Source organism: Hydrogenophaga sp. (assembly GCF_026125785.1).
In the GTDB taxonomy this organism is placed as follows: domain Bacteria; phylum Pseudomonadota; class Gammaproteobacteria; order Burkholderiales; family Burkholderiaceae_C; genus Hydrogenophaga.
On the sequence record NZ_JAHCKL010000005.1, the window covers coordinates 120,192 to 135,596 of the forward strand.

The following is a 15,405-nucleotide window of genomic DNA, read 5'->3' on the forward strand; positions in this document are numbered from 1 at the left end:
GGCCTCAAGCCCCCAGCACCCCCAGCGCGAAAGGCAGGCTGAACATGCCCAGGAGGGTCGAGAGCGTCACCAGCCCGGCCACGTAGGGCCCGTTGTAGCCCATGCGAGCCGCCAGCACATAACAGCTCGACGCCGTGGGCACGGCGGAGAACATCAGCAGGATGGTGGTCTGCGTGGGGTCCAGGCGGAACACGCGCGCCAGGCCGAAGGCCATCAGCGGCATGCCCAGGTGCTTGACCGCCAGCACCAGCGCACCCAGCGTCTTGCCAATGGCCAGCATGCCGAACTGCATGCCCGCGCCGGCGGCCATCAGCCCCAGCGCCAGCGACGCCTGGCCAATGCGGTTCACGGTGGGCTCCAGCCACACCGGCATCTGGAACCCCAGCAGGTTGGCCACCAGGCCCGACACCGTGCCGATGATCAGCGGGTTGCGCGCCAGCTCGCGCACGAACCCCTTGTTGCCATGCCGCGCCATCGGCCACACCGCGCCCACGTTGAACAGCGGCACGCACACACCGATCAGCACCGCGATCATCAGCAGGCCCGGCGCGCCCGCCACCTTCTCCGCCAGCGCCAGCGCAATGAAGGAATTGAAACGGAAACCCACCTGCGCGCTGGCCGCGTGCAGCCGCACGTCCAGCCGCTTGCCGATCCACGGCCAGTGCGGCAGCGAATACGCCAGCGCGATGCCGCACACCCCCAACGCCAGACCCGCACCCATGAGGCTGGACGCCTGCCCCAGGTCCAGCGGGCTTTTCACGATGCTGTGGAACAGCAGCACCGGGAAGAGGAAGTAATACACCAGGCTCTCCACCTGCTCCCACACCTTGCGGTTGAGCGCCGTGAAACGGCACACCAGGTAGCCGCAAAGGATGAGCGAGAAGTCCGGAAAAAGCAGTTGGGCGAAATTCACCGCGAGAGCATAGCCGCTCGCCCTGGCCGCTACCGCTCTCCGGAGCAGGCACCGTTTCGGTGCCATGCGGACGGGCTTGCGGGTAAGTACGTGGGTGATCTCCCCATGTTCAGCCAAGGCCCCAGCGTCTACAGTCCAGGGCAGACAAGGCGGGGCGCAAAGCCCCGGCACCGGGCGCCTGTCCCGCCGCATCAGCGGTTAGCATGGGCGTCGCGCTGTCTGCAACTTCCTTCCAAGAACTTTCTCACCAAGGAGTACACACCATGCTTTCTCGCCGTCACATGGTTGCCATCGGGCTGGCCACTGCGTCCGTGGCCGTCACGGGCACCGCCTGGGCCCAGGCCTACCCCAACAAGGTCATTCGCCTGCAGGTGCCCTTCGCGCCCGGTGGCACCACCGACATCATCGCCCGCGTCATGTCCGAGCCCCTGGCCAAGACCCTGGGCCAGAGCGTGGTGGTGGAGAACAAGGCCGGTGGCGGTGGCGTGGTCGGCGCCACAGAGCTTGCGCGCTCCGCACCCGACGGCTACGTGATCGGCATGGCCACGGTGTCCACCACCGCCGCCAACCCGGCCATCAACGACAAGATCCCGTACAACACGCTGACGGACTTCACGCCCATCATCAACATCGCCGCCACGCCCAACGTGATCGCGGTGCACCCCAGCTTCCCCGCCAAGGACTTCAAGGCCTTCCTTGCCGAGCTCAAGAAGAACCCCGGCAAATACACCTACGCCAGCTCCGGCACCGGCGGCATCGGCCACCTGCAGACCGAACTCTTCAAGAGCCTCACCGGCGTCTTCATGACGCACATCCCCTACCGTGGCGCGGGCCCCGCCCTCAACGACACCGTGGGCGGCCAGGTCCCCATCATCTTCGACAACCTGCCCTCCGCGCTGCCCTTCATCAAGTCCGGCCGCCTGGTGCCGCTGGTGGTGGCCGCGCCCCAGCGCCTGGCCGTGCTGCCCGACGTGCCCACCTTCAAGGAAGTGGGCCTGGAGGCCGTGAACCGCATGGCCTACTACGGCCTCATCGGCCCCAAGGGCCTGCCGCAGGACGTGGTGGACAAGCTCTCCAGCGCCACCAAGCAAGCCCTGGCCGACCCCGCCGTGCGCAAGCGCGTGGAAGACACTGGCTCGCTCATCATCGGCAACACGCCGGCCGAGTTCGCCGCGCAGATCAAGGCCGAGTACGAGGTCTACAAGCAGGTGGTCGTCAAGCAGAAGCTCAAGCTGGACTGATGCACCCCGCCGATGAAGCCACCCTGGTGCAGGCCAGCGAAGGCCTCGCCGGGGCCTTCATCGACAGCCTCTGGCTGGAAGAGGGCCTCTCCCGCAACACGCTCGACGCCTACCGGCGCGACCTCGTGTTGCTGGGCCAGTGGCTCGCCACGCGGGCCAAGACCCTGCCAGAAGCCACCGAGGCCGACCTCCAGGCCTACTTCAGCGAGCGCCACGCCCAGACCCGCGCCACCACCGCCAACCGGCGCCTCACCGTCTTCAAGCGCTACTTCCGCTGGGCTCTGCGCGAACGCCACATCAGCGCCGACCCCACCCTGCGCCTGAACCCCGCGCGCCAGCCGCTGCGCGTGCCCAAGACCCTCTCCGAAGCCCAGGTGGAAGCGCTGCTGCGCGCGCCCGACACCGACACCCCCTTGGGCCTGCGCGACCGCGCCATGCTCGAACTCATGTACGCCAGCGGCCTGCGCGTGAGCGAACTCGTCACCCTCAAGACCTGGCACATGGGCCTGAACGAACACGTGCTGCGCGTCACCGGCAAAGGCAACAAGGAACGCCTGGTACCCTTTGGCCAGGTGGCCGCGCAGTGGCTGCAGCGCTACCTGAGCGAAGGGCGCGGCGACATCCTCGCCGGCCAGCAGAGCGAAGACCTCTTCGTCACCGCGCGCGGCGCCCGCGTCGGCGAAGCCATGACGCGCGCCATGTTCTGGCACCTGGTCAAGAAATACGCGCAGCAGGCCGGCATCACCGCCCCCCTGTCGCCCCACACCTTGCGCCACGCCTTCGCCACCCACCTGCTCAACCACGGCGCCGACCTGCGCGCCGTGCAGATGCTGCTGGGCCACGCAGACATCTCCACCACCACCATCTACACCCACGTGGCCCGCGAACGCCTCAAGACCGTCGTGGCCCAGCACCATCCGCGGGGGTGAGGGGGGGTGAGGGTGAGGGAGGGTGTAGCAGGGCTTCGACAGGCTCAGCCCGAACGGGGGAATGGGTTCACCCTGAGCCCTCCCCCCTCCGTTCGCCCTGAGCTTGTCGAAGGGCTCACCCACACCTGGGCTCACCCACACCTGGGCTCACCCACACCTGGGCTCACCCACCACCCCAAGGCTCACCCACCCTAAGACAAAGCCTTGGGCACCAGCCCAATCCGCAACCCCGTCTCCGTCACCGTGATGTTCCCCGGCTGCATGCCCATCACGTCCAGCATGCGCAAGTCCTGCGGGCGCAGCTCGTGCAACACCACCTCTTGCAAAGACTGGTCCGCCAGCGCCGGTATGTACATCTCCAGCAGCTCCACCACATTGGGCCGCAGCGTGGGGAAGCGCAGGCGGTGCAGGCGCAACTGGTGGGCGCGCACTGTGCGGTCGCTCGCTTCGTAGCGCAGGCCAAAGTCCACGTCAAAGCTGCCTTCGTGCCGCCGGTTCAGTGCTGGTCCTGCCACCTCCAGCGGCAGTTCCGCGCGCAGGCGGTTCTCTTGCGGCAGGCACGCCAGCTTCGGCGCCATCAGGTCCACATTCAGCAGCCCTGAAACCGGGTAGCGCCGGGGAAAGCGCGGTGCCACCGCCTGCTGCAACTGCGCCAGAGACACCGGGTAGCCCTGCGAGGGCGAAGGTGCCCCCTCGCCATCCGGCCCCGGCCCTTCCGCGCGCACCGCCAGCGGGAAGAGCGCCGCCGCCAGCAGCAGAAAGCGGCGCTGCCGCGCAGGTACAGACAAAGGCCAGGGCGCAGAAGGCATTCGCGCTGGTGGTGGTGGTGTCGTGGTCATCTTGCTCATGGTGATGAACGGTTCGACGCCAGCCACCCGCGCGGGTTCAGCCCAAACCGTCTCTATTTGTAGAACACCTCCACCGCGCCCTTGAGCTTGATCAGCAGCGGCTGGCCCTTGCGGTCCAGCGTCTTGCCCGAAGGCACCCGCACCCAGCCTTCGCTGATGCAGTACTCCGTCACGTCGACGCGCTCCTTGCCGTTGAAGCGTATGCCCACGTCGTGCTCGAACACGGCGGCCACATGGTGCGGGCTGCGCGGGTCAATGCACAGCCGGTCGGGCAGGGCGGGGCGGGTGTTGTGGGAAGGGGTGGTGTTGGCAGAGGTGTTGTCGGTATCGCTCATGCGGAGATTTTCCGCCAGAATGGCCGCAGCCCCAACCCACCACTAGGAGACCGCACGCACCATGGAAACCCATGAAATCCACCGAGGCCGCCTCATCGACCATGTGCAACTCGTGGTGAAGGACATCGAGGCCAGTCGCCGCTTCTACACCGCCATCTTCAGCGTGCTGGGCATCCCCCTGGGCGGCAGCGAAGACAGCTACTTCTGGGCCGACGAACTCTTCGTCTCCACCCCCACCAGCCCCGCCGCGCAAGGCCACCTCACCGGCCGCCACCACCTCGCCTTCCAGGCCCGCGACCGCGCCATGGTCGAGGCCTTCCACCAAGCCGCCATCGCCGCCGGCGGCCAGGACAACGGCCCACCCGGCGTCCGCCCCTACCACCCCAGCTACTACGCCGCCTTCGTCATCGACCCCGACGGCAACAACATCGAGGCTGTGTTCCATGGGGAGGCGGAGCGGAGTGCGGATTCGGTGAAGGTGACGTTCTGAGGACAGAGGCCAACCAACCTGGCCATGTCGATTGGGCCTCCCGTCGTTCGTCGTAGAGATACAAAGCGCTCACGGGCGTGGCGCGCTGGCCGTTCAACCCACAGGAGTCAAGACATGTCCTACATCGATGGTTTCGTGATCGCAGTCCCCACCGCCAACAAGCAGAAGTTCATGGAGCACGCACGCCAGTTCGACCCGATCTTCATCGAGCTCGGCGCCATCCGCGTCATCGAGGGCTGGGGCGACGACGTCCCCGACGGCAAGCTCACCGATTTTCGTCGCGCCGTCCAAGCCAAGGCCGACGAGACGGTGGCCTTCTCGTGGGTCGAATGGCCAGACAAAGCCACCCGCGACGCGGCCATGAAGAAGATGGTGGAAGACCCGCGCATGGATCCGTCCAACCCCGCCAACCCGCCTATGCCCTTCGACGGCAAGCGCATGATTTTCGGGGGCTTTGAACAGGTGGTTGAAGTGAAGGCCTGAGCTTCTCTGGCGAAGCACACCATGGGACGCCTCACCTTCAGCATCAACGTCACCCTGGACGGTTGCGTCGACCACCAGGAAGGCATCGCCGACGACGAGACACACGCCTTCTTCACCCGCCTCATGGACGAGGCCGAGGCCATGCTGTGGGGCCGCGTCACCTACGAGATGATGGAAGGCCACTGGCCAGCGGTCGCCCGCGGCGATGTGCAAGCACCGCCGGCGTTGCGCGAGTGGGCGGTCAAGCTGGATGTGAAGCCGAAGTACGTCGTGTCCTCGACGCGAAAGCACTTCCCCTGGACCCACAGCCATCCCATCACCGGCGATTTGCGCACGGCCATTCAGAAACTCAAGGACGCCACGCCGGACGGCGTGCTGCTTGGCAGCGGCAAGCTGGCGGCCGAGCTGGACCGGCTGGACCTGATCGACGAGTACCAGTTGCTCGTCCACCCCAGGATCGCCGGCCACGGCCCCACCCTGTACGGGAGCGGGCTGCCCGGCACGCGCCGGCTTGAATTGATCTCGGCAAAGCCGCTGCGCTGCGGCGCGGTTGCCATGCACTACCGGCGCGCGCGCTGACCCGCCCATGCCCATTCGCCGCCTGACCGCTGACGACGCACCCGCCTACCGAGAGTTGCGCTTGCGCGCGCTGCGCGAACACCCGGATGCCTTCACCTCCGACTGGGAAGACGCCAACTCAAGGCCGCTCGAAGAGTCGCGCCAACGCCTGGCTTCCGGGCAGGTGCCGTTCTGGGGTGCCTTCGACGAACACGGTGCGCTGGCCGGCATGGTCGGCCTGGATTGCGCGACCCGCGCCAAGCAGCGGCACAAGGGAACGGTGGTGGCCATGTATGTGGCCCGCGAAGCGGCAGGCCGCGGCCTGGGGCGCGAGCTGCTGCGGGCGCTGATGCAGCATGCCACCGTCATCGGCCTCACCGACCTGGTGCTCACCGTCACCGAAGGCAATGCGTCTGCCATCCGTCTCTACCAAGAGGCCGGCTTCACCGCCTTCGGCACCGAGCCGCGTGCCATCCTGGTCGACGGGCGCCTGCTTGGCAAGGTGCACATGCACTTCAGGCTGATTTGAGGGGGCGCTTGCGCGCGCCTACTGTGCCGGCAACCGCCGCCCCAACTCGCCATCACTGCTGAGCGTGATCAACAGCCGCTGCGTGGCGCGTGTGGCCGCCACGTAGAGGATGCGCGCTTCCTCTTTCTCGTCCCGCCCGTCCCCGGGCAGGTGCCCCACACCGGGCAGCGCCACCACAGGAAACTCCAGGCCCTTGCTGGCCATCGTCGTCATGACGTGGATGACATCCGCGCCGGGCTGGTATTCGCCGCCTTTTCCGCGCACCTGGTGCGGCAGCCCACGTTGCCGCAGAGCCATGGCACACAGTTCCATGCCGTCCCAGTCGCGGCAGAGAATGGCCATGTCGCCCCAGGCAAAGCCTTCCTGGTGCGCCGCCTTCAGGTGGTCGGCCACGGCAAAGGCTTCGTCGCGTGGGCGGGGCAGGCGAATGACGACGGGCGCTGCGCCGTCTCGCCCGCAGCTCACGGGCTTGACGAGCGGAATGCCGTCGTCGTCCTTGTCGTCCGCCGTCAGCAAATCGGCCGCGATCAGGCTGGCCGTTTGCAGAATCTGCCGCGTGTTGCGGTAGTTGATCTTCAGGATGGTGGTGCGGCCCTGCGCCTGCACGCCCACGCTCTTGAAGCTGAACTGCCGCGAGCGCGCCCGCTCGTAGATGCTTTGCGCATCGTCGTAAAGCAGCAGCAGGCTGTTGGTGGCCGGGTCCACCATCTGCGTGACCAGCTTCAGCCACTCCGGCGCAAAGTCGTGGCCCTCATCGATCAGCACCGCCTGGTATTGCCCGCTGGGTATCTGCTTGCGCTCCACGCCGCGAATCACGTTGTTCACCATCTGCTCGAACATCTGCGGGCCTTGCGGCGGAATGGGTTGCCCGAAAGCCACCAGTTGCTGGCGGCACCACTTGTGGAAGTTGCGCGCGTGCACCCGGTCTGCCAGGCCCTTGGCCTCCATCACGCTGGCCAGCTTCATGGCCAGCGGCACGTTGTAGCAAAGGATCAAGATGGGCTTGCTCGTGGGCGTGCTCGCCCTGGCCAGGTATTCGGCGCGGTGGCCCAGGATCATGGTCTTGCCCGAGCCCGCCACGCCGTGAATCACGCGGTGACCCTCGCCCAGCGAACGCGCCAACTGCTCCTGCTGCAGGTCCATCACCCGCATGATGGTGGGCAGGTCTGCCTCCGCGTCCTGATCGTCAAACAACGTGCCCTGCGGCTCCACGCGCACTTGGGGAAACATGATCCAGCGCACGCGGTCCAACTGCGGCAGCGACATGGCGCCGCCAAACGAATAGGTGAACATCGCCCACAGCCGCTGCTGGAAACGCTCGGCATCCACCGACTCTTCCATCTCGTCCTTGCAGATCACCAGGTGCGGCTCAATGGCTTCGGCCAACCCCGCCGTGTCGAACTGCTTGCGCGTGATGCGCGTCAACACCACGCCATGGCCCCAGGGAAACGCCAGCTTGCCCTGGTGTGGGCCGGCGGCTTGCACCAACTGCGGGTCACGCTCCAGCGCGTTCACCACCTGTATCGCGCAATGCCGCGCCTGCGCCAGCGGATTCATCAGCACCTTGGGCGTGTTGCCGTTGGCCAGAATCGTCCAGTACTGCTTGGTGGCTTCCTGAATCGTGTCCAGATGCCAATCCTTGGTCTCCAGAATCAGCAAGCCCCGGCGCGGGTGCAGCACCACGAAATCCGGGTACGTCTGCTTGGGACCAATGGGCACGTTGTGCCAGAGCAGGTAGTCGTCGTCGAGCTTCTGCTCCAGGCGCTCGGCCAGCCGGCGCTCGCCGGTGGAATCGAACGATGTGGTGCCAATGGATGGGATCAATGTCGCCATGCTTGGTGGTCTCCTTCCCTGATGCGGTGGTCAAGGGGGGATGATTGCGCATGGTGGGCGGGAATGGGACAGGGTTTTCGTGACTTTTCTGCGCGAATTGGGACGCAGGGGACGATTGCGCTTGTCCGGTCACCGGATGGCAGGGAGCGTTTGCAACTTCTTTGACCTGCTGCCCGGAGCTCGACTATGCAGCGAAAGCTGCCGTTTGGTCCAACTCATTGACGGGCAGGTCTTGGCCAGGAGCGGGCGTTGACGCACGCGCCTTTCCCGACAGTCGCTGCTTCACCGCGAAGTCGTGGACCGCGTCTGACCTAGTCAAAGCTTGCGTGAGACAATTTGTTCTCACCACTTATCGGTGATGCTCCAACCTTCGCCTCCTCGTGACCACAGCAGCGCTCTTAACCTTCGGCTACGAAGGTCTGACCATCGACGGGTTCATCGCCCGCCTGAAGGACGCGCGCGTGAACCTGATCGTGGATGTGCGGGAGTTGCCGCTCTCACGAAAGAAGGGGTTCTCGAAAAACGCGTTTCGCGAGCATCTGGCCGCAGCAGGCATCGGCTATGAGCATCGGCCCGCCCTAGGTTGCCCCAAGCCCGTGCGTGACCAATACCGCGAAGACGGCGACTGGGCTGACTACACCCGTGGTTTTCTGGCCCATCTGGGTACCGTGAAAACTGAGGTGCGGAACCTGGCCGCCACCGCGCGCGACCACCGGGCCTGCTTGGTCTGTTTCGAGGCCGATTTTTCCGCCTGCCACCGCACCTACGTGGCCCGCGCCGTGCGGGCAGCCGGAGGCCCAGCGGTGCACCACCTGACGGCTAAAACAGTGTTTGCTGACGCACCAGCGTCTCTGGCAGCTTAGGCGGGTACAGCACGCTCACGATCAGCCACTGCCCCGGAAAGCGGTGGATAGTCCCCATGAGGAACATGACATCCAACTCGCTGAACTGGGTGACGAATTTCTGGCGCATCGCCTCCTGCCAGTCCGGTCGGCGGTGCACGTTCCAGTAGAGCGCCCCGGCTTCCCAGTCCACCAGCTTGTGCCTGAGCGGCTTCACCCCCTCCGGCGTCTGGCATTCGTAGCGGTAGTGGAAGTCGTAGGGGAGCTTCTTGAGCGTCTTGAGGGTGCGCTGATCCTCCACCGCGTCGAACAGGCTGCCCTGTTGCTGCTCCTGCAGCAGCTTGGCCAGTTCATCCTCGGTCCAGTCGGGCGAGTCCACAGCCTTGATGTCCAGCCCCAGCAAACGGCTCGGCCTCAACAATCCCAGGGTCGTTCCATTCGTCTGGCGTGAAGCCTCCAGAGCATCAAACGAATCGAACACCGGAACGCCCTTGATCACCTCGCGACGGGCGATCCAGTGGTCGCGCGTGGGGAGCGGATCGCCTTCCACCTCGATCGTGTCCACCGATACGCGGTGGCTTTCGGGCCGAGCATCATCCTGCGCGCGGCGCACCCGGGCGGATATCCACTGCCACTTCTTAAACTGCTGGTCATCCTCCACCAGCCGGAACGGCACGGGAAACAATCGGATCAGGCGCCCATCGTCGGTCATCCCGGCAACGCAGGAGGTTTCGACATACCGAGCGCTGGGCGACGGGTAGGTCTTGCACAGAATTAGGATGCGTTGGTGGTCTGATGCCACGTGAGTTTCTCCCTGAAAAGACTGCTTCAACGCAGCCGATTGACCATCACATCAAGCCACAAACATGCCCTCCGATCAAACGTCGGCAGCGAAATGTCGTGCCATCCACCTGCTTGAAGGGACTCCGCTCAAGGGAAAAACACCACTTCCGGATGGATGCTGCGCGAGCAGCTACAACAGTTTATGCCTGTAGTCGCCTCTGTAGCGAGGGCTGTCGTTCAACATCCAGCGCCCAAGGGCAGCAATCGACGGCGACAGCAGTCGCTGAGCTGATCTGCTCTCACAGGCAGCTCCCAGCCTGTGGACTCCGATTCTTCAAGTTCGGTATGCAGCGACAGGCGTCTCTCCCGATCACTCGCCTGAGCGTCCACCTTCGCCGAAAACCGACACACGCACCAGCGCGGCGATGGGCAGAGTCGCCGCCATTTCGGTCCAACCATCCTCCAACGATGTGATGTGCGTCAACCGCGCACATGCGGCATCGCCGTCGCTACAAATGTCCCCTCAGTACCCTTCAGCATTGATCTCGGCCAGTGCAGCGATCATGAGCTTGCGCCCAGTTTTCAGCCACTTGAATGGAATGCGCCCGGTCGGTGCCTTCGTAGCCTTCACGATCGGATGAGCGAGTTCTCCTTCGCCGCGTTTGGTGTGAACTGCCAAGACGTAGGCATGCAAGCCGCTGTCCGCTTGCTGGTGTGACGCTCGATATCGGTCCTTTGGGGAGTTTCGGTTGGTAGGTATAGTCCTCGCAGGAGGGCATCATCTATGTCGATTTCTGACTGGATTCCTGCGCTAACAGTGCCCGTAGTGCTCGGCGCCGCGCGAGGACATAGTCACCGTTGTTAGGTTGGGAAAACCTATGGCAATGTCAATCACCGAACTGCCCGATGGTCGATGGGAAATCGCGCAGTCGCTGGCTCAGCCCATCGTGTACATGGACCATTGGGCCGTGCGTCTGTTCTCGATGGACGATGCACTTCAGTCCCGGTTTGTGCAAGCGTTGAAGGCCAAGAACGGCGCTCTGCTTTTCTCGCAGAACAATCTTAGTGAATTTTGCGCAATGAAGGACGCGGAGCAAGCGGTAAAGGCCGAGAGGTTCATCAACGGCGTGTTACCCAACTTTTACATCGCGGACTTCACGCAAGCGCCTTTCAAATCTCCGAAATCCCCAGCAGAAGGGCCGGGCGCGCCCCCTCAGAACTGGCTGCTCTACTACATGGGCATGAAGTCCCCATCAGGCGGGGCGTTTCTGTCGGTTGAAAACCTAATTTCGACGCTAGTCCAGCAGAGCGATCGACTTCGTCCTGACCTTGAAGAGATGAAGAAGCGGGTAGCCGAAGGAATAGGCAGTTTCCTAGCAACGGACTCGAAAGAAGCCAAGCGATTTGTTCCGCGCGATCACATGGCTACCGTAGATATTCTTTTCGCTGAATTCACACGGGACTTTCACCTCAACCCCGCAGCGAAGTTCACGGAGAACGACACTATCGATCTCGTGCACGCTGCTTACGCTGCGCCGATCGCGGACTTTCTACTTTTGGACGCCCGTTGGTGTGACAAGGTGGTGAAGGCGAGGCAACGCATGGCGGGGTTCGGCATGAAAAGGCACCTTGCGCGTGTGTACTCAAAGAAACCCGCCCATGGATGACGTGCTCAAGCGCATGCTGAATACGCCACCAGACCCAAAGGTGAAGAAAACTTCTGAGTCGCCTGAAAAGGCCCCAGAAAAATCATGAAGCCCGAAGACGCTATCAATTTCGGTTATCGATCACTTGCTGAAGAACTTGCGCCCACAGTTTCTTCGCGTCTTCGGCTGAGTCAACGACTGCGTCAGGCACTGGCGAAGCTATTAGGTCTGCGGCTGAAAGATTCGCATAGCGCAAGAACGCGGCGAGCACGTCCTTCTGCTGCGGGTGGCACTCAAACAATGCCATGAGCAGAGCGGAGTTTGCGCTACTAGCTGCTGCCAAATTCGCAAGCGTTGCTTCCTTCTGATCGTCTGTCATGTTGCCTCCTTGGTAGAGGCAGCTTATCGTTTTTGCATCAAAAGGGCCAGAACGCTTTCAAGCGTTGGCTTGCGACTCACCACCAATCCGCCGATAGGTCAGGCGCTTGCCGGAGATACCTTTGAGCGCTGCCACGGCGCGGTCGGTATCGCTGTAGCCCTGTGACTGGCTAGTGTTCCAGCGGAAGTCGAACTCGTTGCAGTAGCGCTGCAGGTGCTTCTCGCTCACGCTATGGAACGTGCCGACCAAACCGCGCTTGAGAATGGAGAAGGAGGCTTCCACGGTGTTGGTGGTGACGTCGCCGCGAGCGTATTCCTTGTTGCCGTGGCTCACCGATTCGTGGCTCTTGAAGTGCGTGGAGAAGGTCTTGTATGCGCGGGCCTCGTCGGTCATCAGGCGAGCGCGTGCATCGATCTGCGACTTGAGCACCGCGCCGAGGGTCTTGCCGTTGACGGCGGTGATGTGGAAGGAGCGTTTGTTGCCGTTGCGCTCAACCAGTGACACCACCATCATTTTGTGAGCGACACCGGAGCGCTTTTCCAGCTTGTCGCCTTTCGCGTTGGTAGCGGTGCCCCAAAAGGTCTCATCGGCCTCAACGATGCCAGAAGAGCCGGGGCCACCGAGCAACGTAGCGTTGTCGCCGGTCATGGCTTCGCGGATGCGGTGAGACATGAACCAAGCGGTTTTGTAGGTGACGCCCAGCATGCGCTCCAGTTGCTTGGCAGAAATGCCCTTCTTGCTGGCGCACATCAGGTGCACCGCCTGGAGCCACACATTCAGGGCGATCTTGGAGCGCTCAAACACGGTGCCCACGGTCACGGTGAACTGCTCGTAGCAGTCCTTGCACTTGAACAAGCCCGGACGGTAGGACTTTCCCTCCAACTTCAAGGGAGCGCGCACAGAACCGCAGTGGGGGCACACCGGGCCATGCGGCCAGCGCAGAGCCTCAAGGTATTCGCGGGCCTTGTCTGCGTCTTGAAAGTGCGGTTGATTGAGGATTGCTTCAGCCATGTTTTTCTCCAGTGGCTGAAGTATCGAATATTTCTAAGGGTTTGTCAAGTACATACCTCACGCTTCCGTCGTACAAATCAGTGCGATGCGGGATCGGCGTCCCGGAGATTCTTTTCCAGCGAGATGGCAGCACCACATTCGTGTTGCGGCCATCTCCTTGTCCGTGCCATGCTTTTTTATGGTGGCCCGGGTGGGGAGCCGCAAGGCTCGCCGGTCTTGGAAAAGAGTCCCGGTACGCCGACCCGCTCGGGCCACCGCCATCCCTCACAAAGGGTCTGGTGGTGGCAGTCACAGAGAGCAAGTCAGGACAGGGGGACTCATGCAGCCACAAGGCCATGCGCATCACCATTCATCGAACCCGTTCGCACCCCGGCCCCGCCTGGCGGTGCTGATCGACGCGGAAAACGCGCGCGCCGCGCAGGCCGCGCAGCTCATGGCGCGGGTGGCTCAGTTGGGCAAGGCCACGGCCAAGCGGGCGTATGGCGACTGGACCACCACGCAGCTCATGCCGTGGAAGAAGCTGTTGCACCCGCTCTCCATTCGGCCTTGCCAGCAGTTCCGCTTCACCAAGGGCAAGAATGCGACGGACTCGGCCTTGATCATGGATGCGATGGAGCTGCTGCTTGCGCGCAGTGTGGATGGCTTCTGCATCGTGTCTTCGGACAGCGACTACACGGGGCTTGCGGCGCGCATTCAGGAAGCGGGTCTGGCGGTGTATGGCTTTGGGCAGCGCTGCGCGGCGGCGTCTTTTGTGGCGGCGTGTGATGAGTTCGTGTTTCTGGACGACGAGGCCGCTTCGGCCGAGGTTTAGCCGCAGAAATCAACCTTCCCTCAGTGGCTGGCGGCGAGGCGCGCCGACACCGCTTTGGCCGAGGCCTTGATCATGTCGGTCAGCGTCTGCTTGCGGGCTTCGAAGCCGCTGGTGGGTACGGCCAGGCCGATGCTGGCCACCATGCGGCAATGCACGTTGAAGATGGGCGCTGAGAAGCCGACCACGCCCTTGGTGAACTCTTCCTGCGAAAACGCCACGCCTTCGGTGCGCACCTGCCGCAGTTGGCGCTGCAGTTCGCCCACGGACCGGACCGACCGTGGTGTGATGGGCCGCAGCTCGACGCGGGTGAGATAGGCTTCCAGCGCCTCGGCGTCCAGGTGGGCCAGATGGAGTTTGCCCATGGAGCAGGCATACAGTGGCGCGCGCACGCCTTCGTGCATGGTCAGCCCTTGGGGCGCGGTGACGCCGTGCACGCGTTCCGCCACGTCGCCCAGGATCACATACAGCCCGCTGGAGTACCCCGCCTGCGCACTGAGTGTTTCCATCACCGGGCTGGCGCAGGCCACGATGTGCTGCACGTCCAGCCCATGGGCCACCAGATCTCGCGCGGCGCGGCCCAGGCGAAAGGGGCCGCCATGGGGTCCGAGCGGTTCGATGTAGTGGCGGGCTTCCAGTGTGCGCAGCAGTTCGGTCAGGCTGCTCTTGGGAATGCCGGTGCGCAGCGCCAGGTCCGAATGGCTCAGGGGTTGGTGGGCCTTGGCCAGCGTTTCAAGCAGGTCGAGCGTGCGGGCTGCAGATTTCACGCGGCTAGTCGACACGAATGTTCTTCTCCTTGATGAGCCGCCCCCAGGCGGCCGTCTCGTCGGCAATGGTGGCCTGGAAACTTTCCGGCGTTCCGCCCACGGCCGTGGCGCCGAGTTCACCGGCGCGGGTGACGAACGGAGCGCTGCGCACCACCTTGTTCATGGCCTGGCTCAGCGCCTGTATCACCGGCTCGGGCGTGCCCGATTTCACCACCACACCGAACCAGGCGGAAATTTCGAGGCCTTTGATACCTTGTTCGGCGAAGGTTTTCACGTTGGGAAACTGGGGCACGCGCTCCTTGCTGGAGACCCCCAGCGACTTCAACCGGCCACTGCTGAGGAACGGCTGGGACGACAGCAGGATGTCGAAGTAGACGGGCACTTCGCCGCTCATCACCGCCGTGAGCGCTGGCGCGGAGCCGCGGTAGGGAATGCCGGTCATGAAAGTGCCGGTGGCTTGTTTGAACATCTCGGCGAAGAGATGCGGGCCGGTGCCGTTGCCTGCGGTGGCGTAGTCGATCTTGCCCGGATGGTCCTTCGCGGCGCGGATCAGGTCGGCGATCTCGCTGCCCTGGAACTTGTCGCCCACCACGGCCATGTAGGGGCTTTGCAGGGCGATGGCGATGCCGCGGAAGTCCTTCACGGGATCGAAGGAGACGTTGGGATACAGCCATTTGAAGGTGGTGACGGAGTTCGAGGCCAGCAGCAGGGTGTAGCCGTCGGCTGGGCGGGCCAGCATGAATTCCGCGCCGATGATGCCGCTGGCGCCGGGCTTGTTGTCCACCACGACGGGTTGCCCCATCAGGTCGGCCATGCCTTTGGCCACGAGCCGCGCGGTGATGTCGGCAGCGCCGCCGGGCGGGAAGGGCACCACCATCGTCAGCGGTTTGTTGGGGTAGGCCTGTGCGTGGCTCCATCCAGCAAAGGCCAGGGCCAGCGTGGCGACGATGAGGTGTCTGCGTGGGGTGTTCTTGATCATGATCTTGTCTCCTTGTGGGTTGGCCTTATGG

At 63.9% G+C, this 15,405-nt stretch carries 19 protein-coding genes; 9 read left to right on the forward strand and 10 right to left on the reverse strand.

Annotated elements, in window-relative coordinates; all coding sequences use genetic code 11:
* Nucleotides 1-4 precede the first annotated feature (4 nt).
* The gene (locus tag KIT53_RS07490; protein WP_297749965.1) at nt 5-913 is read right to left on the reverse strand and encodes an AEC family transporter; all 909 of its coding nucleotides are present in this window, start codon (nt 911-913) and stop codon (nt 5-7) included.
* Nucleotides 914-1,176: 263 nt separating this feature from the next.
* Between KIT53_RS07490 and KIT53_RS07495 the strand changes: the two genes are divergently transcribed.
* Together KIT53_RS07495 and xerD are read left to right on the forward strand one after the other, a co-directional pair.
* Nucleotides 1,177-2,154, forward strand: a complete 978-nt coding sequence (locus KIT53_RS07495; protein ID WP_297749968.1) for a tripartite tricarboxylate transporter substrate binding protein BugE — start codon at nt 1,177-1,179, stop codon at nt 2,152-2,154.
* Nucleotides 2,154-3,083 carry a site-specific tyrosine recombinase XerD gene (xerD, locus tag KIT53_RS07500; protein WP_297749971.1) on the forward strand — a complete coding sequence of 310 codons (930 nt, stop codon included), beginning with the start codon at nt 2,154-2,156 and terminating at the stop codon, nt 3,081-3,083. The genes KIT53_RS07495 and xerD overlap by 1 nt, the downstream gene beginning before the upstream one ends.
* 191 nt (nt 3,084-3,274) lie before the next feature.
* Here xerD and KIT53_RS07505 read toward each other — a convergent pair whose 3' ends face one another.
* Together KIT53_RS07505 and KIT53_RS07510 are read right to left on the reverse strand one after the other, a co-directional pair.
* The gene (locus KIT53_RS07505) at nt 3,275-3,892 is read right to left on the reverse strand and encodes a DUF1439 domain-containing protein (protein ID WP_297749974.1); all 618 of its coding nucleotides are present in this window, start codon (nt 3,890-3,892) and stop codon (nt 3,275-3,277) included.
* Between the two features lie 92 nt (nt 3,893-3,984).
* Nucleotides 3,985-4,266 (reverse strand): DUF3297 family protein, encoded by a 282-nt coding sequence (locus tag KIT53_RS07510; protein ID WP_297749977.1) that lies wholly within the window; start codon nt 4,264-4,266, stop codon nt 3,985-3,987.
* Nucleotides 4,267-4,327: 61 nt separating this feature from the next.
* Between KIT53_RS07510 and KIT53_RS07515 the strand changes: the two genes are divergently transcribed.
* The 4 genes from KIT53_RS07515 to KIT53_RS07530 all read left to right on the forward strand — a co-directional run bounded on the left by KIT53_RS07515 (nt 4,328) and on the right by KIT53_RS07530 (nt 6,326).
* Entirely contained in the window at nt 4,328-4,756 is a 429-nt protein-coding gene (locus KIT53_RS07515) for a VOC family protein (RefSeq protein ID WP_297749980.1), read from the forward strand.
* A gap of 114 nt (nt 4,757-4,870) precedes the next feature.
* Nucleotides 4,871-5,239, forward strand: a complete 369-nt coding sequence (locus KIT53_RS07520; RefSeq protein WP_297749983.1) for a DUF1428 domain-containing protein — start codon at nt 4,871-4,873, stop codon at nt 5,237-5,239.
* 21 nt (nt 5,240-5,260) lie between these two features.
* Nucleotides 5,261-5,818 carry a dihydrofolate reductase family protein gene (locus tag KIT53_RS07525; protein ID WP_297749986.1) on the forward strand — a complete coding sequence of 186 codons (558 nt, stop codon included), beginning with the start codon at nt 5,261-5,263 and terminating at the stop codon, nt 5,816-5,818.
* Nucleotides 5,819-5,825: 7 nt separating this feature from the next.
* Nucleotides 5,826-6,326 carry a GNAT family N-acetyltransferase gene (locus KIT53_RS07530; RefSeq protein WP_297749989.1) on the forward strand — a complete coding sequence of 167 codons (501 nt, stop codon included), beginning with the start codon at nt 5,826-5,828 and terminating at the stop codon, nt 6,324-6,326.
* 18 nt (nt 6,327-6,344) lie between these two features.
* Here KIT53_RS07530 and KIT53_RS07535 read toward each other — a convergent pair whose 3' ends face one another.
* Nucleotides 6,345-8,159, reverse strand: coding sequence for a 3'-5' exonuclease (locus tag KIT53_RS07535; RefSeq protein ID WP_297749992.1), 1,815 nt, complete (start codon nt 8,157-8,159; stop codon nt 6,345-6,347).
* 380 nt (nt 8,160-8,539) lie between these two features.
* Between KIT53_RS07535 and KIT53_RS07540 the strand changes: the two genes are divergently transcribed.
* Nucleotides 8,540-9,022 (forward strand): DUF488 domain-containing protein, encoded by a 483-nt coding sequence (locus KIT53_RS07540; RefSeq protein WP_297749996.1) that lies wholly within the window; start codon nt 8,540-8,542, stop codon nt 9,020-9,022.
* Here the strand turns inward: KIT53_RS07540 and KIT53_RS07545 are convergent.
* Together KIT53_RS07545 and KIT53_RS07550 are read right to left on the reverse strand one after the other, a co-directional pair.
* Complete coding sequence (locus KIT53_RS07545; protein WP_297749999.1) at nt 8,979-9,803, reverse strand: hypothetical protein; 825 nt, start codon at nt 9,801-9,803, stop codon at nt 8,979-8,981. The two genes, KIT53_RS07540 and KIT53_RS07545, sit on opposite strands and share 44 nt — an antisense overlap.
* A 504-nt stretch (nt 9,804-10,307) precedes the next feature.
* The gene (locus KIT53_RS07550) at nt 10,308-10,478 is read right to left on the reverse strand and encodes a hypothetical protein (RefSeq protein ID WP_297750001.1); all 171 of its coding nucleotides are present in this window, start codon (nt 10,476-10,478) and stop codon (nt 10,308-10,310) included.
* Between the two features lie 190 nt (nt 10,479-10,668).
* Here KIT53_RS07550 and KIT53_RS07555 point away from each other — a divergent pair, with 190 nt between their 5' ends.
* Nucleotides 10,669-11,451, forward strand: a complete 783-nt coding sequence (locus KIT53_RS07555; protein WP_297750003.1) for a hypothetical protein — start codon at nt 10,669-10,671, stop codon at nt 11,449-11,451.
* 103 nt (nt 11,452-11,554) lie between these two features.
* On the opposite strand, the gene KIT53_RS07560 is transcribed toward KIT53_RS07555, so the two are convergent.
* Both KIT53_RS07560 and KIT53_RS07565 read right to left on the reverse strand, forming a co-directional pair.
* Entirely contained in the window at nt 11,555-11,809 is a 255-nt protein-coding gene (locus KIT53_RS07560; protein WP_297750006.1) for a hypothetical protein, read from the reverse strand.
* 57 nt (nt 11,810-11,866) lie between these two features.
* Nucleotides 11,867-12,820: an IS1595 family transposase gene (locus tag KIT53_RS07565; protein WP_297750009.1), complete on the reverse strand. Its 954-nt coding sequence runs from the start codon at nt 12,818-12,820 to the stop codon at nt 11,867-11,869.
* A 319-nt stretch (nt 12,821-13,139) separates the two neighbouring features.
* On the opposite strand from KIT53_RS07565, the gene KIT53_RS07570 reads away from it, so the two are divergent.
* The gene (locus KIT53_RS07570) at nt 13,140-13,631 is read left to right on the forward strand and encodes an NYN domain-containing protein (protein ID WP_297750011.1); all 492 of its coding nucleotides are present in this window, start codon (nt 13,140-13,142) and stop codon (nt 13,629-13,631) included.
* Nucleotides 13,632-13,651: 20 nt separating this feature from the next.
* Here the strand turns inward: KIT53_RS07570 and KIT53_RS07575 are convergent, their stop codons facing one another.
* Nucleotides 13,652-14,395 carry an IclR family transcriptional regulator gene (locus tag KIT53_RS07575; RefSeq protein ID WP_297750014.1) on the reverse strand — a complete coding sequence of 248 codons (744 nt, stop codon included), beginning with the start codon at nt 14,393-14,395 and terminating at the stop codon, nt 13,652-13,654.
* A 4-nt stretch (nt 14,396-14,399) separates the two neighbouring features.
* Complete coding sequence (locus tag KIT53_RS07580) at nt 14,400-15,374, reverse strand: tripartite tricarboxylate transporter substrate binding protein (RefSeq protein ID WP_297750017.1); 975 nt, start codon at nt 15,372-15,374, stop codon at nt 14,400-14,402.
* Nucleotides 15,375-15,405 lie beyond the last annotated feature (31 nt).